Here is a 19,235-nt window from a genome sequence, read left to right on the forward strand (position 1 = left end):
TGTTCACTTGTTGGTTCTTCGTCTTTCAGCAGTCATCTCCTTTTAAATCTTCACACTTATTTCAAAAAGTTCACTTTTTGTGCGAAAGTTTCATTCATTTGTTATGTTAAGATGGTTCATATAGGAAATGGTACAAATGTTTATTGGAGATGATGAGATTGGTTTGGGTTGTTATTTCGCTTGTTGTATTTAGTCTTTTAAAGCTGCTTGTCACCTCTTTGCCTTCTGGTGTTGTTGAGCGTCTTTTTAGCCGCTACGCCGTACATGCTAAAGTAACAAGTGAGCAAACAAATATTACTTTTCAAGGTCGTTCGCTTGATGAGCAGCGAGCATCTGAAATCATTCAACATTTTAATGATGCGATCTTTATTGAACGCTATTATATTTACCCTGGTGATGAAGAACGCTTTCTTCATCCGAATGAAGGGCCAGCGCCGCTTACTATGCAAACAAAGCATGGGAAACATGATGTCACCCTTTATCTGTTCCATTATGATGACCATGTGGATGTGGTTCGGCAGTTTACACATAAGCCAAAGAAAAAGCTGATGGCTTATCGTCTGCGTTCTGAACCGCTCCAAACATTCCACAACATGGCACATGCCTAACAATCGTTGCAGCAGACGAGACGAAGTGTTCACCACTTCGTCTTTTTTGTATGGACAGCTTTTGAATGATTTACCAGTATGAATTTCACCTCATGTTGTTTACAATAGATACAGAACATACGTTCTAAGAGGTGAAGTACAATGAATGAACGAGCCATTCTGCTTGTGGATATGCAGTCATTTTATGCATCAGTTGAGAAGGTGGAGGCGCCTCATTTGGAGAATGTGCCGCTCATTGTCTCTGGAGATCCAGAACGAAGAAGCGGAGTCGTCCTGGCAGCCTGCCCTCTCGCGAAGAAACGTGGCGTACAAAATGCATCAAGGTTATGGGAAGCACAGGAGAAATGTCCTGAAGCAGTGGTCGTACGTCCACGTATGCAGCGCTATCTCGATATCTCTGTCATGATTACAGAACTGCTTGAACAATACACAGACCTTGTCGAGCCATATTCCATTGATGAACAGTTTCTTGATATTACAGGCAGTCTTACACTATTCGGCTCTCCACATGAGATCGCTCAACATATACAAACAACGATTATGAACCAGACTGGCATTTACGCACGTGTGGGCATAGGCCCTAATAAAGTGCTCGCTAAAATGGCCTGTGACCATTTTGCCAAAAAAAACAGAACCGGCATCTATGAACTGAGTGCCGACCGAGTTGCTGCTGATTTATGGCCGCTTCCAATCGGGAAATTATTTGGCGTCGGCAAACGAATGGAGCATCATTTGAAACGAATGGGCATCAGTACCATTGGCACACTTGCTACTTATCCGTTAGACCGATTAAAAAAACGCTGGGGAATCAATGGGGAGCTTCTGCAGCGAACAGCTTTAGGACACGATCCCTCTCCAGTCACTATTCACACACATGATCAGCAAAAAGCAGTTGGGCACCATATGACCCTTCCCCGTGATTACGCATCTTTTGAGGAGATCAAAGTTGCTCTTCTTGAATTGAGTGAGGAAGTCGCTCGGCGGGCACGTTTTAAGCATTATCTCGGTCAAACGGTGTCTGTTGGTGTAAGAGGGGCTGATTTTTCACATCCAACAGGCTTTCATCGACAAATGAAGCTTCATTCACCGACACAGTATGGCTCAGATATTGCAGAGGCAGCGATTCAGCTATGCCAGCAGCACTGGGATGGCCAGCCCATTCGCAGTGTAGGCATTACCCTCTCACAGCTGCAGCCTGACAGCCACTATCAGCTGACTTTATTTGATCATCATTTGAAGAAAGATCAACTCAGCAAAGTATTTGATGAAATCCATCTGAAATATGGACCTGCGGCATTGCTGCATGCTTCGTCACTGACAAGCGCAGGGCAGGCATATCACCGCGCCGAAAAAATTGGCGGGCATTACAAATAACGGAGGCGAACAAGCATGAATCCCAATAAATTAACACCTGGATACAACATCATGTGGGAATCAAGCCGAATGATGCTACCAGAGCACCGGGAGCAGCTTCTTGCTCAAAAACGAAAGAAAAAAGAATATACACCTCTACCGCTCAGCTCCGATCAGCTAGAGGAAATGAATGTTTTGATCACACAGTCGATTACCGAGGATCAAGCGATTTGCGTGACATATGTCTCATCCGGCATGAAAGCACAGTTTTGGGGCTGGGTGAAAGCCATTCATTATGAAACACGCCAAATGAAAATTGTGAATGACGAAGATGTTCTAAACCTTTCCTTACATCAAATTATTGCCATCGATCTCAATTGATTTTCGCAAAACGAAAACATGATCATTGAAAAACACGCTTCGTTTTTCTGAAAAAATTATGATCCATCAAGGCTTAAAACCTTGAAAACGAGGCATATGCTCTTCGAATGAACGGAACGGTTCAAGCTTCTCTGTCATTTGACGGATGACTCCTCCATCAAATTGTGTATTTAATTTGCACAATTTTTCATGTATGATTGGAACATCTTACAAACTCAGGGGAGACACAGCATGAAAAATAACTTACGCACTTTACATCCACTTAGTTGGACGATCATCATCGGCACGATATTTGGCCGAATGGCGACATCCATGAGCATTCCCTTTTTAGCCGTTTATTTGACACAAGTCAAAGGCGCCTCAGCCTCTTCAGCTGGATTGATCATTGCCGTCAGCTCTCTTATTGGGATTGTTGCGAGTTTTTACGGCGGCTATGTTTCCGACCGAATCGGCAGAAAAAAGGTCATGCTTTTATCCATCTTTGGCTGGACACTTGTCTTTGTTGGCTTCGCGTTTGCAGATGCCATTTGGGTCTTCTTTTTTATGAATGCTTTAAATGGACTGTGCCGGGCGCTGTTTGAACCAACGTCTAAAGCACTCTTATCCGATGTCACCCCATCGAGCATTCGGTTGTTTGTCTTTAACTTACGGTATACGGCCATTAACATTGGTGTCATTTTCGGCCCGCTGCTTGGCTTATATCTCGGGTCATCAAAAACGACTTTTCCATTTCTCGTCGCTGCCCTCATTTACTTGTTGTACGGGTTAACGCTGGCATGGCAATTTCAAAAGCATCCAGTGGCTGCTCCAGAAAGTACCAAACAAATCGGCGTCAAAAAAGCTCTTTCCATTATTCAGAAAGATACGGTCTTTAGCATCATCCTCATTGGCGTTACTTTATGTTCATTTGGCTATTCACACCTAAGCTCAACACTGCCTCAATATTTATCGGCATCCCCTACGATTGAGGATGGCCCTAAACTGTTTGGGTATCTTTTATCCTTAAACGCAGTGGTTGTCATTGTCGTTCAGTACCCGCTAATTATGATCGCTAAGCGCTATTCAACGATTTTGTCGTTAACGACTGGGAACGTGCTTCTAGCAGGCAGTTTGTTTGCCATTGCTTTTTCACAAAGTCTCGGTACGCTTGCTTTTATCATTGTCGTGTTTACGATTGGTGAAGTGCTGCTCTTTGCGATGATGGATCTGTTTGTAGACAATATTGCAAAACCTGAAGTGAAAGGGTCATACTTCGGCGCAATGGGGTTTTCTCAGCTCGGCAGCGTCGTCGGACCGTTTGTCGGAGGATTGTGTATTGACTTATTTGGCGCAGCCCATCCCCTTTCTATTTTTTCAGTCTTGGCGATTGTCACCGCTGCAGGCGTTCCGTTTTTACTCATCGGATACTACCGCCTAAAAAAACGAACGGCGGCTGCCGTGGCTGTGAAAGTAAGTGGAGGTCATTAAAAAAACCGCTCTCAATTGAGCGGCTTCAGCGTGTAGACAAACCCTCGCATTCTTTGTCAGTCCTGCGCGCTGGTACTCACGAATGTCAAATTCGCTCCGTAAAAGTAGCTGTCCTTCCTAGACTTCAAAGGTTTTCTATCACGCTGAAAAGAAGACAAAGGGCTAAAATAAAGTTCATTTTAGCCCTTTGTCAACAATCTAAAACCGCTCTCAATTTGAGCGGTTTTCTTTATACCCTGCGGATGGCGATCTCTTCCACCTTATGCTGATCGCCTTTTTTTAAAATCAAATCGGCTCTATATTTTGTCGGCAAAATATTTTCATATAAATTTGGCCGGTTCACTGTATTCCAAATCGTACTTGCCATCTGATCTGCTTCTTCATCCGTCAAATCTTTGTATTGATGAAAGAAGGATTCAGGGTCTTGGAAGGCTGTTTCCCGCAGCAAACGGAACCGTTCTTTATACCAGCATTGAATTTGCGTCTCAGCGGCATCTACATAAATCGAAAAATCGAAGTAATCTGATACAAACACGCGCGGCTCATCCTTCAGATCATCCAGTGCCGGTGATTGCAACACATTGATCCCTTCAATGATCACAATATCTGCATCTTCTACTGTCTCATACACCCCTTCAAGCCGGTCATAGGTCAGATGTGAATATACAGGTGCATGCACAGTTTGTTTCCCTGATTTCAATTCATTTAAAAACGAAAGAAGCGCTTTAACATCATAGCTTTCCGGGAAGCCTTTCTTTTCCATCAGCCCTCGATCTTTTAACTCTTTTTGTGGATACAAAAAGCCGTCTGTTGTCACGAGACTCACCTTCAGTCCATCTCCAAGCCTTGATAAAAGTGTTTCAATGATACGTGCTGTCGTGCTTTTTCCGACGGCCACACTTCCTGCAATCCCGATTAAAAAGGGGATTTTCGCATGATGCGGGTAGTTTAAAAAAGCATTGACATGCTGATTTTTTTGTTTTTCTGCAAAGACGTGTAATGTCAGAAACCGAATAAGCGGTATGTAAATATCTCGAACTTCTTCTAGCGATAAGTAGTCGTTTAATCCTTGAAGTGCTCTCACTTCTTCTTCTGAAACAGATACCGGCATATATTCTCCAAGAGCGGCCCATGCCTCTCTCGTATGGCGTGTATATAATGTATTAAAATCTAGTCGTTCGTCACCCAAAGTCTTTCCCACCAATCTAAACTAAACTCATAACCAAAAAGACGATAATCCGATTGTAGCTTAAAATGAAGGCGCTGTCTTTATTTTTCAACGAAAGTTTGCTTCTTTTGCGAAAAAAAAGCATTAAATAAAGGAAAATGAGGGTAAATAAGAGTATTCAGTTTGATAGATAGAAGGGAGCATACCAAATGAAATATGTGATGATTGGCGGAGATGCAGCAGGAATGAGCTGCGCTATGCAAATATATAGAGAGGATCCAGACGCGCATATTGTAGCTTTTGAAAAAGGAGAGATTTTCTCATATGGACAGTGCGGACTCCCCTACTTGATCGGCGGTCTCATTGATCATCACAGAAAACTCATCGCACGCAGCGCTGACACTTTTCGTGACAAATACGGAATTGATGCCAGATGCTTACACGAAGTGACCTCAATCGACCCGGAGCAAAAAACAGTATCGGGTATTCATTCTAAAACAAAAGAGCCCTTTACAGAAACGTATGACCGCCTGTTAATTGCGACAGGAGCAAGCCCCGTCACACTTGATCTAGACAGCCATTCATTAGAAGGTGTCCACGTATTAAAAACAATCCCGCATGCGCTGTCTATTTTAGACAATCTAAAAAAAGACGTCACACATATCACGATCATCGGCGGAGGATATATCGGCTTAGAAATGGCAGAAAATTTAAAAGGGCTAGGCAAAGACGTTCATATCATTCAGCGGGGTGCAACACTTGGCCCAGGCTTTGACCCCGATATGGCAAAATATCTGAAAGAAGAAGCGGGCAATCAAAGCATTCAAGTAGTACTTGGTGAAACAGTGCAAAAGTTAAAGGGCAAAACACATGTAACAGCTGTTCAAACAGACAAACAGACCATTGAAACAGATATGGTCATCATTGCCGTTGGCGTCACTCCGCAAACATCCTTTTTAGACAGCACAGGAATTCAGCGACTTCAAAATGGCGCAATTGTTGTGAATGAATACATGCAGACCAATGTACAAGATATCTATGCGGCGGGTGACTGCGCAGCAACCTATCACCGTATCAAAAAGGAACTGGACTATATTCCGCTCGGCACGACAGCAAATAAACAAGGAAGAATCGCAGGCTTTCATATGACAGGAACAAACCGTGCGTTTCAAGGCGTAACCGGCACAGCGGTGATGAAATTTATGGACGTGACAGCGGGACGAACGGGTTTATCAGAGAAAGAAGCAAAAGACGCAGGCCTTCCTTTCTCTACCATCACCATCGACAGCACTGACCACGCTGGATATTACCCAGATGCAGAGAAGATGAAAGTGAAACTGATTTACAGAAGCGATGATCACACCTTGCTTGGCGCACAAATCATCGGTAAAGAAGGTGTTGATAAACGAATTGATGTCATGGCAACTGCTCTTTATCAAGGGTTGACTGTGACAGACCTTGAAGATTTAGATATAAGCTATGCCCCTCCTTTTAACAGTGTATGGGATCCACTTCAGCAAGCGGCAAGACGAATATAGAAAAAGGAGTGAAGCCATTGACCATTCAACAAATTGCTACTATTGAAATTCCTGTGACTGATATCCCCCGGGCTGTCTCTTGGTATGAACAGATTTTAGAAATGATCGTTCTACATCAATCAGAAGAAGCCGCCATGCTCACTTTTACTCATGGCGAGGGACCTTCTTTTTATCTCGTCAAAACAAAACACGAGAAACGAATCTACTTTATGAACTCTTTTACAGGAGTTCGGCATAGTATGATCGATTTATTTGTGAAGGATTTAAAAAACTTTCACCAGTATTTAAGCGAGCATGAAGTGACTGTATCGGATATTCAAATATTAGCTGACCCAGACTTAGGCGGTTTTAGCTTTGAAGATGTTGATGGCAATGTCTTTGGCGTCACCAATATCAAGCCCCATCAAACAAAAAAAGAAACCAGCCTGTGACCGGTTTCTTTTTTTGTTATTTTTTCATCATCGCTTTACGTGCTGCTTTTTCAAATAAAAACGGGAATAATTGATACAATTTACTGCCAGCATTCATCCATCCTGGTAAATTAATCTCTCTTTTTTTCGTCATCATGGCGGATACGACCTTCCCTGCTACCTTGTCAGCACTGAGCATCATAAAATCAACATTTTTCACATATTCTCCACTGCGGTCTGCAATGGTAAAGAAGTCTGTGGCAATCGGTCCTGGATTGACGGTTGTGACATGAATTCCGCTGTCTGCCAGCTCCATTCTGAGGCTGTTTGAAAATCCGAGAACCGCATGCTTTGATGCGGAATAGATGGCGGATTTAGGGGTGGCAATTTTGCCTGCCTGTGACGCAATATTGATAATATGTCCCTTCCCTCTTTGTTTCATCTCAGGAAGGACCTTTTTTGTGCAGGCAATTAAACCAAAGACATTGACCTCAAACATCGACACCATTTCCTCAATGGATGCGTCTTCGACGAGATCGAACACACCAAAGCCGGCATTGTTCACCAAAATATCAACAGCACCTACTTGTTGATAGGCTTGATCAATATCCTCAAGCTGACTGACATCAAGCTGAACGATGTGACATACGCCGCCAGCACTTATAATCTTTTCTTGTACACCTGCGAGCTTTTCAATTCGTCTTGCCGACACAATGATTTCTGCTCCTTCGGCTGCTGCCAAGTACGCCATCTTTTCACCAATACCGCCTGAAGCACCTGTAATCCATATTCTCTTTCCTGTTAGTCGCCCCATTTATTTCACTCCTTCAATTGCTCGATAGTAGAGGGTTCCGTCTTTTTGCACTTCTTCAATATGTCCAGCCGCTAAAAGCACATCAAGCTGCCCGACTGTCTCAGACATTGTCAGAAATAATGCTTCTTCATACAGGCCCGGAAATAGGGTGCGACAAAGATGAAAGGCGGTCATTTCCTTTCGTTGAAGCAGCTGATACATCGTATTTGCCCGTTTTTCCTGTTTTTTAAATCTTTCTTCGATCAATTCGTGATGAGAGGTAATGAGCTGGCCATGCCCTGGATAAATCGCCTGAATGGGCAAATGCAATAAACGCTCGAGTGATGCTTTATATTGAAGCAGCGATTTTTGACGTTCTGTTCCTTTCATTGGCGCTTCCATTAACGGATTGGAAGAAATGGTCGTAAGCAGCAGATCACCTCCGATGAAATTCCCTGTTGTTTCATCTAAAAAAGAAAGATGAGATTGTGCATGTCCCGGTGTCTCCAGCACTTGGAAGTGCTCATGTCCCTTCAAACGATCGCCTTCTTTTATAACGTCATCGACATGTGCCGTACATGAATATGTATAGGACTGCCTCACAATTCTTTCACACTCACCTTGACGAAGCGGGACACCTAACTGCTGAAAAAAATCATTCATAAAATGGATTTGACGCTGTTTAAACGCTGCATCCTGACTAATATAGGGCTCATTCAACTCGTGTCCGATGACACGGACATGAGGTTTCATCAGATCTAAAAGACCGACATGATCTGCATGATGATGTGTCAAAACCACTTGATCAATATCATCTATTGATAAATGATGTTCCTTTAATTGCGTGACAAAGGCATGCTGCGCCTCTTGTGTCATCGGTCCGCAATCGACTAAGGTCACGGCATCGCCTTTTAATACATATGCATGGACATCCCCAACCGCAAACGGTGTGGGAATGGATAATTGAATCATTTCTTCTTTCACTTTTATACGTCATCTCCTGCTTTTTGACTCATAGATCATCTGAACTTCCTCTTCTTTATTCATTGTATCTTGCAAAGGGCAGACTGTCATGCGGTTTAGATGGTCATTTTTTTATCTTTCCCTATTGACACAAACTTGTCCATCGTTGCATAATGAACAACAAATATAAGATGCGCGATGACAAGGATTAGTAAGCAAAATAATGATGCAAGAGAGTGAGGTCCGCCGGCTGTAAGACTTCACCATCCTCTTATTTGCTGAACCTGCCCTTTGAGCTGTTAGGCAAACCTAAACGTTTCCCGCGTTAAGGGACTAGAGCTGAGTATGCATGATTGCATGCTAATTGAGGGTGGTACCGCGAAAAACCTTTCGTCCTTTGCAGACGAGAGGTTTTTTTATTTTCTACAAGGAGGAGCAGCTTATGAGTAAAATTGGATTTATTGGTGCAGGCTCAATGGCCGAGTCTATGATTAAAGGTCTTTTAAAGAGCGGCATTATGTCAAATGAAGATATCATTGTCACAAATAAAACAAATGAAAAACGATTAGAAGAATTACATGCACGTTATGGAGTCAAAACAGATTTCGCTCGTTCCTTTATTTATGAAGAAGCCGATATGCTGGTGTTTGCTTTAAAACCAAAAGATGCGGAAAGTGGCATTTCTGAAGTAAGGCCCCATTTAAATGGACAGCTGATTATTTCTATTTTAGCGGGCATTTCTATTGAAACCATTCAGCATTATGCTGGCGCAAAAACGGCGGTGGTTCGTGCCATGCCAAATACATCAGCGGCCATACAACAATCAGCTACTGGCATTGCTGTCAGTGATGAAGTCACAGAGGCGCAAAAGGAAAAAGCAGTTCAGCTGTTTGAAACGATCGGTCATGTGACGGTTTTAGATGAATCACAGCTGAATGCGGTCACAGCCATTGCAGGCAGCGGTCCTGCCTTTATTTATCATTTGATTGAAGGAATGGAGCGAGGTGCATCGGAACTTGGGATGGACCAAGAGACAGCGAAATTGCTCATTTGTCAAATGATTGCAGGCGCTGCAAATATGCTTCAGGATAGCGGTAAGGAACCTGCTGAACTTCGCAAAGAAATTACGAGCGAAGGTGGAACGACAGAAGCAGGACTTAATACCCTTGCTTCCTATCAATTTGAAGAAGCAATTGTCGATTGTGTGAAAACAGCGACAAAACGCGCAGCAGAATTAAACGATATGTTTTCAGCGAGTACGTATAAGTAAGAAAGCAAAGCACCTGCCTTGATGACAGGTGCTTTTCATCTATCACTCGATGCTCTCATGGACATAATGGCTTTGATTTGATCGAGGTGATGAATTTCATGTAAAGCAATGGTTTCAGCTAATATTTGGACTGTCATCATCCCTTCTTCAGGATGGAGACCTGAAAAATCCCATGTATCCTTTTCTAATCGTTGTAGTGTTTTGTTTCTGCTCTCTTTTAAGCGCTCGATCAATGCACTGACCTCTTGTGCTGTATAAGTTTCATAAGCTCTTCCCTTCACATATATCTCTGGATCATATGATGCGAAAAGCGTGTGCTCATTTGATATTGCCTGCTCTATCCGCTCTGACCAGACTTCTTCTGTATCATACAAATGTCCAACAATTTGTTTAATCGACCACTTGCCTTCCCCAAAAGATTCATCTAATGTAGCCTCATCACATGTCCATACTAACTCCTCAAGCTTACGCAAACTCTCATGAAGTGATGTCATGATCTCTGTTTTTGTTAGTACTCCTGTTTTCACTCTCACAATCCCCCTTCAAATATATGTAAGTATTATTCTATATCATACTCTATTTCTTTAGACAGAAGGTGATTGATATCAAAAAGAAAAGCCCTATCATGACGATAGAGCTTTCACTTAATTCTTTTCTAATAAAGCATGAATTGTTGATTGTAAGAGCGACGGCAAAACGCCAAAAGAAAATGGGACATGCAGCCGTTCTGTCCATTTGTGCGCATCCTTTCCTAATGGACCAACGTTGATGACAGGTACGTTAAGAGCTTCTTTTTCTCCTTGTGGTAACGAGTAACCTTTTTGGTATAGCGGCATGTTGGCTGTATAATCGTCTATATCTTGATTTTCAAGCTGTAAGTAGCTTAAATCAGATAAACCAGGAAAATATTTGACTTCTTCTACTTCGATTCCATAGATCTCTTTTGCTTCTCTTTGAATCTTCTTTAAGGTCGTTTGAATATGCAGATCGTTTGTTGAAGAAACAGATGGGTAAAATGGCGGACTATAAAACAACACAATCAGTGCTCCATCTTCCTTACAAAGGGTCGTCAGTTCTGATACAATTTTGGTTGAAAAATCACGATCCCCTAGCTCACCCCGGTTGGCAAAGGCGTAGTTGACAATTCGCTCGACCTCCTGCTTGCCGGATCGTTCAGCAGCTTTTTCGTACAGCTCATGATACGTTAACACCGTGATGTTTGTATCGATGGGTGTAAAATGTTTAAAGCGTTGAAATGCAGCGGTTTTCTGTTTGAGATTGGCTTCGATTTGGGCTGCTGCTTGTTTCGCAGTTTCATAGAGGAGCCCGTGAAGCTCTTCACTAGAGCGGTTCATCATCAGCACATTAAATAAAGAAACAGCCGTGTGAGGCGTTTGAACAGAGTAAGCTTCTTTCAAATCCTTTTGCATCAAATTGGTCGGAGGCGGTGTCACTTCACCATCTACTTCCTCACAATAATCACTATTCAGTTCTAACAGCCTGTTTAATTCAGATACCATAAAATTTGCATTTAATCCTGAGAAGGGCTCACCTACATGTGTTTCAATTCCTTTGCAGAAAAATCCCGCAAGTACCTTCCCTATACTACCTGTATAGATGTATTGGTGCGCATCCCCGGGATACTTTTCAAACATCGGCTCACTGTTTAAACAGGCGGTATACTCAAGGTCATACTTCTGCTTGAGCTCCTTTAGTTTCGGAACAGCCTCCAGCATCCCCTGTGAATTCACTTCTTCATCTGGCACTGTGACGAGCAGAATATTTCCTTCAAACCTCCCCGCCATCGCTCTTTCCAGCATGGAAAGCTGGACAGTCAGGCCTGCTTTCATATCCATGGACCCTCGTCCAAACAGCCAGTCACCTGAAGCTAAATCCTCTCTTGCCCTTTTTGGAAGAAGTGCACTTTTTTGAGAAAAGGACGCCATTAACTCTTCGGGCTTACACGCCATATTTTGAAATTCTCCGTAATCCTCTGTATCGACGACATCAAAATGGCTGAGGAGTAAAACAGTACGTGGCAGCGTACTTCGTTTGACAAGTGCCGTTAAAAAATATCGGCCATCTTTCATTGGATGCAAAGCCAAGTGATCAGGATGCTGCTCAAAATATGGCCCCTCCCTCAGCAAGTAATATAAATATTCCGCTAATGCGACTTCTCCCGTTGTACCAGATATGCTTTCATACTGCATCAGAGCTGTGAGTAGCTCCTTTAGTTCACTTTCCGTTTGCCATTTCATCCGTTTATCCCCCTTTGATGTCCATATCTTTCATTATACAAAATCATGTTCAAAAGCTATATGGTTTGAGCACCTTTTATGACGAATGTTTGAATGGCTGTTATAATCGGCTATACCATTCTATGAGGAGGCGAAGGTAATTGGAAACAAAGCTTTTTTCACCTTGGACATTAAAAGGTGTCACACTCAAAAACCGCATCGTCATGTCCCCGATGTGTATGTATTCATCCTATGACCGTGATGGAAAATTACAGCCTTTCCACTTTGCACATTATATTTCCCGCGCGCAAGGTCAGGCCGGATTAATTATGGTCGAGGCAAGTGCTGTTTCACCTGAGGGAAGAATTAGTGATCAGGACCTCGGAATTTGGAGTGATGAGCACATTGAAGGGTTTGCCTCATTAAACGAACAAATCAAAGCGTACGGAACAAAAACGGCCATCCAGCTAGCCCATGCAGGACGCAAGGCTGAGCTAGATGGTGACATTCTTGCTCCATCCAGCATTCCATTTGACGAGCAATCTAAAACACCTCTTGAGATGTCTATCGATCAAATAAAAGACACAGTTCAGGCGTTTCAAGATGCCGCTGTCCGCGCCAAGAAAGCTGGATTTGACATCATTGAGATTCATGGTGCGCATGGCTATTTGATTAACGAATTTCTCTCACCGCTTGCCAATCACCGGACAGATGAATATGGCGGTTCACCAGAAAATCGTTATCGCTTCTTGAGAGAAGTGGTTGATGCAGTCAATGAAGTGTGGGATGGACCATTATTTGTCCGTGTATCCGCTTCTGATTACACAACAAAAGGACTAGATATTGCAGATTATATTGGCATTGCCGCATGGCTGAAAGAGCAAGGAGTCGATCTAATTGATGTGAGCTCAGGCGCTGTGGTGCAAGCCAGTATTAAAACTTTCCCCGGCTACCAAGTCACCTTTGCTGAGAAAATAAGAGAAGGTGCCGGCATCCAAACAGCCGCTGTCGGTATGATCACATCTGGTGTACAGGCCGAAGAAATTTTACAAAATCAGCGTGCTGACTTAATCTTTATCGGCAGAGAATTTTTACGGGATCCGTATTTCCCAAAAACAGCCGCTAAAGAGCTTCGTACATCCATCGAAAGCCCGCGCCAATACGATCGTGCTTGGTAACATCTCTAAGCAAAAAGGTGTCTATTTTTTGAAATAGGCATCTTTTTTGTTTTTAAGAGAAACATCTTTGCCTTTTGTGCCGTCTTTTAGCTAAAGAACCACTTAGAGGAGATGGAAGAATGAACTCGGCATTGATTGAAAGAACGTATCATATAGATGGACATCACTTTTATACAAGGCATCGTCAAGGGAAAAAGGAAGCCACCATTATTTTTGAAGCAGGATATGGAATTTCAGGCGATACGTGGGCGAATATCGCTCGTGATATTGACCCAGAGCTTGGTGTTTTCTTATATGACCGTTTAGGTAATGGAAAAAGCAGCGAAAGCAAAGAAGGAAGAACTTTGCATGATCTTGCGGATGATTTAGATACACTCTTACATCAAGCCAATATTCAGCCGCCATTTCTCATTGTGGCGCACTCATTTGGCTCTCTTGTCAGCCGCTTATGGGCAAGCCGCAGAAAAGAAGATGTTATCGGTATGGTCCTTCTAGACCCAGCAAGTGAGGAGCAAGAGCAGGTCATTCTGCCGCTCTTATCAAAGGAAGAACGCACTTCATATATGACGCAGTTCACAGCAGAATGTACACATGAGTACTTTGAGCAAATGCTGCGTACGATCAAAGAGGAGCAAACGCATTATGGGATGATGCCCCTTCTTGTCATTTCATCAGGCAAAAGCCGCTTGTTTCATCCAGCACATGAAGCTTGGCTCAGGCTCCATAAACGACTGCTCACATTGTCATCCCAAAGCGGATGGATTCAGGCGCAGAACAGCTCGCACTATATTCATCACGATGAACCACATATTGTGCAGCTTGCGATTTATGATGTATGGTGTGCAGCAAAACAGCCTGTCTCTTATTATCAAACAGCTAACTAAAAACAAAAACTCCTTGACCGGACATCAGTCAAGGAGTTTTTTCGTTATACCGTTGGTGCTGATTGACTTTTCTCAGACAGCAGCTTTTCAATGCTGACAAGCTGAACGCATAACGTAAAGATATCAATCGCCTGCTCTAGTTCTTCAAGCGTTGGGAACGTTGGCGCAATACGGATGTTACGATCAAGCGGGTCGTTTCCATAAGGATATGTCGCCCCTGCACCTGTTAGTGTCACACCGGCTTCTTTCGCTTTTTGCACAACAGCTTTTGCACAATGATCGAGTGTATTTAAGCTAATAAAATATCCGCCATTTGGTTTGTGCCACTCAGCGATGCCTGTTCCACCAAGCTTTTCATCAAGGATCGAAAGAACGAGGTCAAATTTCGGCTTAATAATCGCTGCATGCTTTTTCATATGTTCCTTCAATCCTTCTGGATTCTTGAAGAAACGAAGGTGTCTTAATTGATTGATTTTATCTGGCCCAATGGTTTGAACTGATAGCTGTTTTTGAATAAAGCTGACGTTGTCCTGACTAGATGCCATCAGTGCAACACCCGAGCCTGGGAACGTAATTTTAGAAGTAGAAGCGAACATAAACACACGGTTTGCATGCCCTGCTTTGTCTACTGCTTGAAAAATATCTTTTAACGTATCAGGCATATCTGTTAGATGGTGGACTGCATAAGCATCATCCCAAAAAATTCGGAAGTCGTCTGCTTTTGTCTGCATGGAAGCAAGACGGTCAACAACCTCATCTGAATACGTAATGCCGTCAGGGTTACTATATTTCGGTACACACCAAATCCCTTTGATGGCTTCATCTTCTGCAACCAATTTTTCCACCTGATCCATGTCAGGTCCATCCGACTTCATATCTACCGTAATCATCTCTATGTTAAAATGCTCACAAATGGCAAAATGACGATCATACCCTGGGCTTGGTGCTAAGAATTTTACCTTTGGAAGCTTGCCCCAAGGTGTTTTGCTGCCATATACGCCGTGAGTCATGGCACGGGCAATTGTGTCATGCATCATATTCAGGCTAGAATTACCGCCAATGATGATTTGTTCTGGATTCAGATTGAGCACACTTGCAAAAAATTTCTTTGTTTCAGGAAGGCCTGTCAAGCCGCCATAGTTTCGCACATCTGTACCATCCTCAGCTGTCATTGCATCCTTTGATGTCACGACATCGAGCATGCCCATAGATAAATCGAGCTGTTTTGGTGAGGGTTTCCCTCTAGACATGTCTAAGTGTAAGTTTTTACTTTTGTACGTTTCATACTCTTTTTGTCGTGCTGCATATAGGTCATTTAATTCTGCTTCACTTAACGCTGTAAAACCGCTCATCTTTGATTGTGCCTCCCGTATTGTTCATAGTGTAATTCGTCATTTGTTTTTTCTTCACCATTTTACCACTACCTGAAAAAGAGCGTCATCATAAATATCAAAAAAATCACACAACTTTTTTTGACGATTCATCCAATTTTTACAGGGTACGGTCAATAGGAAAAGAAAAGAAATCATGTGCAGCTTCAGTCAGCGGGAAAATATCGCGGGCTTCTTTGAGTAATTGTTTCAGTGAGTCTTCCCCTTGGTACCGTGCACTAATATGGGTCAAAATCAGTCTTTTTGCGCCTGCTTCCTGCGCTGTTTTTGCTGCCTGTTCTGTCGTACTGTGATAATAATTATAGGCTAGTTCTGCATCTTCTTTCCCAAATGTTGCTTCATGGACTAACACATCCGCATTCTTGGCAAGCCTTGTTATATTCTCGCACAAACGGGTATCTCCTGAAAATGCAACGATTCTCCCTTTTTTAGGGGGTTCCAAATAATCGGTTCCATCAATCATTCTTCCATCTTCGAGTGTAACGGTTTCCCCATTTTTCAACTTTTGATACAAAGGTCCAGGTTTTACACCGATTTTTTTTAGGTCTTCGGCTTTTAGTGCACCGGGTACATCTTTTTCCACGACCCGATAACCGTAAGCTGGGATCCCATGAGACACTCGTCTTGCTTCTACTTGAAAGGTCTCATCTTCAAAAACGATCCCTTCCTCTATTTCTATGATATGCAGCGGATAAGTCAAATGCGTTTGTGTCGCTGAAAGTGCCGCGTTTACAAAAGCTTTAATGCCGCTTGGACCATATATCGTCAATTCATCCTCTCCGCCTTGAAAGGACCTGCTGCCAAGCAGACCCGGGAGACCATATACATGATCACCGTGCATATGCGTGATAAAGATCTTCTCAATTTTTCTTGGTTTAATCGTTGTATGTAATATTTGATGCTGCGTCGCTTCTCCGCAATCAAAAAGCCACACGGCTTTTCTCTCTTCTAAAAGCTTCAGCGCAGTGCAAGTGACGTTTCTTGTTTTTGCAGGAATGCCTGCACCTGTTCCTAAAAAGAGCAGTTCCATTACGATTTCCTCCTACAGCCGGTATACAATCTCTTCATTCATATAGAATACATGAAGACAGGATAAATGTGAATTCAGCGGAATTTTTGAAAAAAGTCAAACTCGGGCAGAAAAAGTCGAATCAAATGTTTGCTTTACGAACAATGAACCTTTAAAATAAAGAAAATGTACATACATTCTCGGTTTTTACAACAATGCTACGAATAAAGTGAGGTACTTTTCGTGAATACAGAAACTAACTATCCAAAAGCAGTCATTGTCATCTTTGGCGCAACAGGAGACCTTGCAAAACGCAAGCTCTACCCTTCTATACATAGACTTTATCATAGCGGAAAGCTTGGAGATCAATTCGCTGTTGTAGGTGTTGGACGTCGTCCTTGGTCTCATGAAGACCTAAGAGCTGTGGTAAAAGAATCAGTCTCTTCTGATGATGCAGAAGCAAAAGCAGAGGAATTTATTTCTCATTTCTATTACCATGATTTTGATGTCTCAAGCCCTGCTTCCTATCAAGCACTGAACACACTTCTTTCTGGTCTTGAAGATACATACAGTATCCCGAATAACCGGATGTTCTATTTAGCGATGGCACCAGAATTCTTCGGAACCATTGCGAAGTTTTTAAAAAGCGAAGGCGTATCAGAAACGACTGGATGGTCTCGACTTGTCATTGAAAAACCGTTTGGTCATGACCTGCCTAGTGCCAAAACATTAAATGAAGAGATCCGAGATGCATTTACAGAGGATCAAATTTATCGTATTGACCACTACCTCGGTAAACAGATGGTGCAAAACATTGAGGTCATTCGTTTTGCGAATGCGATCTTTGAACCGCTTTGGACAAACCGCTATATTTCAAACATTCAAATCACATCGAGTGAATCATTAGGCGTCGAAGACCGGGCGAGATATTACGAGAGTTCTGGTGCACTGAGAGATATGGTCCAAAACCATATGCTTCAAATGGTTGCACTTTTAGCCATGGAGCCACCGATTAAGCTCAATACAGAGGAAATCCGTAGCGAAAAACGGAAAGCATTGCGTGCGCTTCGTCCATTCTCGAAAGATGAAGTGGATCAATTCTTTGTCCGCGGACAATATGATGCAGGAACGATTGATGGCAATATGGTTCCTTCCTATCTTGAAGAGCAAAATGTGGACCCAAACTCCAACACAGAAACATTCGTTGCAGGAAAACTTCTCATCGATAACTTTAGATGGGCCGGGGTACCATTTTACATTCGTACAGGAAAACGTCTAGAAAAGAAATCCACTCAAATCGTGGTGCAATTTAAAGACATTCCGATGAACCTGTACTACGGAAACGGGAATTCCATGCATCCAAACTTACTTGTGATTCACATTCAGCCAGACGAAGGCATCACCCTTCACCTGAATGCTCGCAAGCTTGATGGCGGAACGTATGCTAAACCAATTAAGCTTGACTATCAAACAAATTACAACGACATCATGAATACACCAGAAGCGTATGAAAAGCTAATTCATGACTGTTTGCTAGGTGACGCAACAAACTTTGCCCACTGGGATGAAGTGGCACTGTCTTGGAACTTTGTTGATCCAATTTCAGAAAAATGGGCTGAAACCAAAACGTTAAAACCAAATTATCCTGCTGGTTCTATGGGACCAAAAGAAGCAGATCAGCTTCTTGAAAAAGATGGATATCACTGGTGGAATATATAAAATAACAAAAAAGAGCAGTCTCCCGATTGAGGGGGTTCTGCTCTTTTTTTAAAGTCGTGTTTTCGTAATTTCAACCGTTGAAAAATCAAATTTATCATAGCGATGATGGCTAAAGGAATATTCAAACGGCCGACCTGTGTTTAAATAAGCCACCTGCTCCACTTCTAGCACTGGATCCGTAGGGTCACAGCCTAAATATTGCTGATCAAGCTGATCTGATTTAGCCGCTCTAATTTTTTTGTGCGCTCCTGCTACTTTTAATTGCAGTGTGTTTGTAATGTAGCTATAGATGGAACCCAATAAAACCTCTTCATCTATTCCCTTAATGACATTGACAGGCATAAAGGTTTTTTCTAATACATATGGCTCTTCTTCTACCAAACGGAGCCGAATAATGTCATAGACAGGTGTGCTTGAGTCAATGGATAAATGAGCTGCCACCTCTTCACTTGGAAAATGCACATCAAAGCGAATGATTTGGCTCGTCACGTTTTTATCTGCCATCACTTTCGTGAACCCTTTATTTTCATGACCTGATACGTTGATCGCACCTTGATTTAGTGCTGCCTTCACAATAAATGTGCCATGACCTCTTTTTCTAAAGAGCAGACCTTCCGCCACTAAAAGATCGAGCGCACGCTTCATCGTCATTCTGCTGCATTTAAATTCAGCGGCAAGCGAGTTTTCATCTGGAATGGGTTGATCTTCTGGATAATATGCTGTTCCTATTCTTTTTCTAATTTCTTCTGAAATGAGTTCGTACTTTGTCATCTCACACCACCAACTGACTTGTTTTTTCATATCCTATTATAGCGCTTTCTAGCCTTCCTCTCATTCTACACTAAGCCTAGTGCGCTTAAAAGGTT

At 42.6% G+C, this 19,235-nt stretch carries 18 protein-coding genes and 1 other annotated feature; of the genes, 10 read left to right on the plus strand and 8 right to left on the minus strand.

Translation table 11 applies throughout. From position 1 onward, the window contains the following. Nucleotides 1–158 precede the first annotated feature (158 nt). From ACNO7B_RS10810 to ACNO7B_RS10825, 4 genes are all read left to right on the plus strand, one after another. On the plus strand, nucleotides 159–608 hold the full coding sequence (locus tag ACNO7B_RS10810) for a YfmQ family protein (protein ID WP_024718948.1): 450 nt from the start codon (nucleotides 159–161) through the stop codon (nucleotides 606–608). Between the two features lie 141 nt (nucleotides 609–749). Further along, a complete protein-coding gene (locus ACNO7B_RS10815; RefSeq protein WP_048001414.1) occupies nucleotides 750–1,982 on the plus strand; it encodes a DNA polymerase IV in 1,233 nt (410 codons plus the stop codon). A 15-nt stretch (nucleotides 1,983–1,997) separates the two neighbouring features. Continuing rightward, on the plus strand, nucleotides 1,998–2,342 hold the full coding sequence (locus tag ACNO7B_RS10820) for a YolD-like family protein (RefSeq protein WP_017367544.1): 345 nt from the start codon (nucleotides 1,998–2,000) through the stop codon (nucleotides 2,340–2,342). 231 nt (nucleotides 2,343–2,573) lie between these two features. Continuing rightward, complete coding sequence (locus tag ACNO7B_RS10825; RefSeq protein ID WP_417901488.1) at nucleotides 2,574–3,809, plus strand: MDR family MFS transporter; 1,236 nt, start codon at nucleotides 2,574–2,576, stop codon at nucleotides 3,807–3,809. Nucleotides 3,810–4,038: 229 nt separating this feature from the next. Here the strand turns inward: ACNO7B_RS10825 and coaA are convergent, their stop codons facing one another. Continuing rightward, the gene (gene coaA / locus ACNO7B_RS10830) at nucleotides 4,039–4,998 is read right to left on the minus strand and encodes a type I pantothenate kinase (protein ID WP_008342294.1); all 960 of its coding nucleotides are present in this window, start codon (nucleotides 4,996–4,998) and stop codon (nucleotides 4,039–4,041) included. 188 nt (nucleotides 4,999–5,186) lie between these two features. On the opposite strand from coaA, the gene ACNO7B_RS10835 reads away from it, so the two are divergent. Further along, nucleotides 5,187–6,515, plus strand: coding sequence for a CoA-disulfide reductase (locus ACNO7B_RS10835; protein WP_417901489.1), 1,329 nt, complete (start codon nucleotides 5,187–5,189; stop codon nucleotides 6,513–6,515). An 8-nt stretch (nucleotides 6,516–6,523) separates the two neighbouring features. Further along, nucleotides 6,524–6,946: a VOC family protein gene (locus ACNO7B_RS10840; RefSeq protein ID WP_231947209.1), complete on the plus strand. Its 423-nt coding sequence runs from the start codon at nucleotides 6,524–6,526 to the stop codon at nucleotides 6,944–6,946. A 16-nt stretch (nucleotides 6,947–6,962) separates the two neighbouring features. Here the strand turns inward: ACNO7B_RS10840 and ACNO7B_RS10845 are convergent, their stop codons facing one another. Together ACNO7B_RS10845 and ACNO7B_RS10850 are read right to left on the minus strand one after the other, a co-directional pair. Beyond that, nucleotides 6,963–7,739, minus strand: a complete 777-nt coding sequence (locus ACNO7B_RS10845; RefSeq protein WP_144665762.1) for an SDR family NAD(P)-dependent oxidoreductase — start codon at nucleotides 7,737–7,739, stop codon at nucleotides 6,963–6,965. Then, nucleotides 7,740–8,702 carry an MBL fold metallo-hydrolase gene (locus tag ACNO7B_RS10850; RefSeq protein ID WP_417901490.1) on the minus strand — a complete coding sequence of 321 codons (963 nt, stop codon included), beginning with the start codon at nucleotides 8,700–8,702 and terminating at the stop codon, nucleotides 7,740–7,742. A 168-nt stretch (nucleotides 8,703–8,870) separates the two neighbouring features. Next, nucleotides 8,871–9,082, plus strand: a binding site (T-box leader). 41 nt (nucleotides 9,083–9,123) lie between these two features. Between ACNO7B_RS10850 and proC the strand changes: the two genes are divergently transcribed. Then, complete coding sequence (gene proC / locus ACNO7B_RS10855) at nucleotides 9,124–9,951, plus strand: pyrroline-5-carboxylate reductase (protein ID WP_008342285.1); 828 nt, start codon at nucleotides 9,124–9,126, stop codon at nucleotides 9,949–9,951. 35 nt (nucleotides 9,952–9,986) lie between these two features. Here the strand turns inward: proC and ACNO7B_RS10860 are convergent, their stop codons facing one another. Together ACNO7B_RS10860 and ACNO7B_RS10865 are read right to left on the minus strand one after the other, a co-directional pair. After that, on the minus strand, nucleotides 9,987–10,478 hold the full coding sequence (locus tag ACNO7B_RS10860) for a DinB family protein (protein WP_008342284.1): 492 nt from the start codon (nucleotides 10,476–10,478) through the stop codon (nucleotides 9,987–9,989). A 117-nt stretch (nucleotides 10,479–10,595) separates the two neighbouring features. Continuing rightward, entirely contained in the window at nucleotides 10,596–12,209 is a 1,614-nt protein-coding gene (locus ACNO7B_RS10865) for a M20/M25/M40 family metallo-hydrolase (RefSeq protein ID WP_417901491.1), read from the minus strand. Between the two features lie 140 nt (nucleotides 12,210–12,349). On the opposite strand from ACNO7B_RS10865, the gene namA reads away from it, so the two are divergent. Next, on the plus strand, nucleotides 12,350–13,366 hold the full coding sequence (namA, locus tag ACNO7B_RS10870) for an NADPH dehydrogenase NamA (protein ID WP_024718910.1): 1,017 nt from the start codon (nucleotides 12,350–12,352) through the stop codon (nucleotides 13,364–13,366). Between the two features lie 119 nt (nucleotides 13,367–13,485). Continuing rightward, nucleotides 13,486–14,250: an alpha/beta fold hydrolase gene (locus tag ACNO7B_RS10875; RefSeq protein ID WP_410685219.1), complete on the plus strand. Its 765-nt coding sequence runs from the start codon at nucleotides 13,486–13,488 to the stop codon at nucleotides 14,248–14,250. A gap of 44 nt (nucleotides 14,251–14,294) precedes the next feature. Here ACNO7B_RS10875 and ACNO7B_RS10880 read toward each other — a convergent pair whose 3' ends face one another. Together ACNO7B_RS10880 and rnz are read right to left on the minus strand one after the other, a co-directional pair. Continuing rightward, nucleotides 14,295–15,602: an aminotransferase class I/II-fold pyridoxal phosphate-dependent enzyme gene (locus ACNO7B_RS10880; RefSeq protein ID WP_417901492.1), complete on the minus strand. Its 1,308-nt coding sequence runs from the start codon at nucleotides 15,600–15,602 to the stop codon at nucleotides 14,295–14,297. A gap of 139 nt (nucleotides 15,603–15,741) precedes the next feature. Then, on the minus strand, nucleotides 15,742–16,671 hold the full coding sequence (gene rnz, locus ACNO7B_RS10885; protein WP_417901493.1) for a ribonuclease Z: 930 nt from the start codon (nucleotides 16,669–16,671) through the stop codon (nucleotides 15,742–15,744). A gap of 222 nt (nucleotides 16,672–16,893) precedes the next feature. Between rnz and zwf the strand changes: the two genes are divergently transcribed. Next, on the plus strand, nucleotides 16,894–18,369 hold the full coding sequence (zwf, locus tag ACNO7B_RS10890; protein ID WP_008342269.1) for a glucose-6-phosphate dehydrogenase: 1,476 nt from the start codon (nucleotides 16,894–16,896) through the stop codon (nucleotides 18,367–18,369). Between the two features lie 48 nt (nucleotides 18,370–18,417). Here zwf and ACNO7B_RS10895 read toward each other — a convergent pair whose 3' ends face one another. Then, a complete protein-coding gene (locus ACNO7B_RS10895; protein ID WP_008342268.1) occupies nucleotides 18,418–19,140 on the minus strand; it encodes a GntR family transcriptional regulator in 723 nt (240 codons plus the stop codon). Between the last annotated feature and the right edge of the window lie 95 nt (nucleotides 19,141–19,235).

It is taken from the genome of Bacillus sp. AK25, from assembly GCF_048270685.1.
Classification (GTDB): Bacteria; Bacillota; Bacilli; order Bacillales; family Bacillaceae; genus Bacillus; species Bacillus altitudinis.